The sequence below is a fragment of the Mesorhizobium sp. M7A.F.Ca.AU.001.01.1.1 genome (assembly GCF_004022735.1).
Taxonomy (GTDB): Bacteria; Pseudomonadota; Alphaproteobacteria; order Rhizobiales; family Rhizobiaceae; genus Mesorhizobium; species Mesorhizobium ciceri.
The window spans coordinates 1-1,540 of record NZ_RZPF01001041.1 but is presented as its reverse complement, the minus strand read 5'-3'; the positions used below and the strand labels follow the sequence as shown (position 1 = coordinate 1,540).

The 1,540-nt window shown below is 61.4% G+C and carries 2 protein-coding genes; both read left to right on the top strand.

Features of this window, described 5'->3' with window-relative positions:
* A partial coding sequence (locus EN884_RS35525) for a methylenetetrahydrofolate reductase (protein WP_164895408.1) occupies positions 1-941 on the top strand: 941 nt, incomplete at its 5' end.
* An 81-nt stretch (positions 942-1,022) separates the two neighbouring features.
* Positions 1,023-1,540: dihydropteroate synthase (locus EN884_RS35520; RefSeq protein WP_164895407.1), on the top strand; the 518-nt coding region annotated here is incomplete at its 3' end.

Genomic DNA, 1,540 nt, shown 5'->3' with positions numbered 1-1,540 from the left:
ATCCGGAAGACGTCTACAACAGGGCGAAAATCTTCGACGGCTGGGTCGACGCCATCAACGCCGTCGATGCATCGGGCGCCAACTGCCACATGTCCTCGGTCGGCATCTGCGCACTTTTGACGCGCATGGGCTATGCGCCGATCATGCAGATCGCCTGCCGCGACAAGAACCGCATCGCCATCCAGGGCGACGTGCTGGGCGGGGCTGCGATGGGCGTCGCCAACATGCTGTGCCTGACAGGTGACGGCGTGCAGGCCGGAGACCAGCCCGGCGCCAAGCCGGTGTTCGATCTCGACTGCATGTCGCTCCTGGAAACCTGCCGCATCATGCGCGACAACGGCAAGTTCCTGTCCGGCCGCAAGCTGACGACGCCGCCGCAGCTTTTCCTGGGTGCTGCGATCAATCCGTTCGCGCCGCCGATCGACTTCCGCCCGCACCGGCTGGGCAAGAAGATCGCCGCCGGCGCGCAATTCGTACAGAGCCAGTATTGCTTCGACGTGCCCATGTTCCGCACCTACATGCAAAAGGTGCGCGACCTCGGCTATACCGAAAAATGCTTCATCCTGGTTGGCGTCGGGCCGCTCGCCTCGGCCAAGACGGCCAAGTGGATCCGCTCGAACGTGCCGGGCATCCATATTCCCGATTCCGTCATCAAGCGGCTGGAAGGCGCCCAGGACCAGAAAAAGGAAGGCAAGCAGCTCTGCATCGACATCATCAACGAGGTGAAGGAAATATCAGGTGTTTCCGGCGTTCACGTGATGGCCTACCGGCAAGAGGAATATGTCGCCGAGATCGTCGATGAATCGGGCGTGCTGAAGGGCCGCCAGCCATGGAAACGCGAGATCCGCCGCGACGACCAGATGGTCGCCGATCGGCTCGAGCACATACTGCACGACGATATTACCGAAACGCAGGTGGATATGGTGAAGACCGCGCACTGACGGCGCGGACGGCCACCCATTCGCTTGAACGAAACCAGACAACGATATAAAGAAATCTTTATATCACGGCGGAGAGAATTTATGACCCGTACCATCGTCGCTTCGGCGACACGAGAAATCATCATCGGCTTCGACCAGCCGTTCTGCGTGATCGGCGAACGCATCAACCCGACCGGCCGCAAGAAGCTGGCCGCCGAGATGATCGCGGGCAATTTCGAGACCGTCATCAGGGACGCATTGGAGCAGGCAGCCTGTGGCGCCACCATGCTCGACGTCAACGCCGGCGTCACCTCGGTCAATCCGAACGAGACCGAACCCGGCCTTTTGGTGCAGACGCTGGAGATCGTGCAAGGGCTGGTCGACCTGCCGCTGTCGATCGACAGTTCCGTCACCGCCGCGATCGAAGCCGCACTCAAGGTTGCCAAGGGCCGCCCGCTGGTCAACTCCGTCACCGGCGAGGAAGAAAAGCTCGAAGCCATCCTGCCGCTGGTCAAGAAGTACAACGTGCCGGTCGTCGCCATCTCCAACGACGAGACCGGCATTTCGATGGACCCGGACGTGCGTTTCGCCGTCGCCAAGAAGATCGTCGAGCGCTGCGC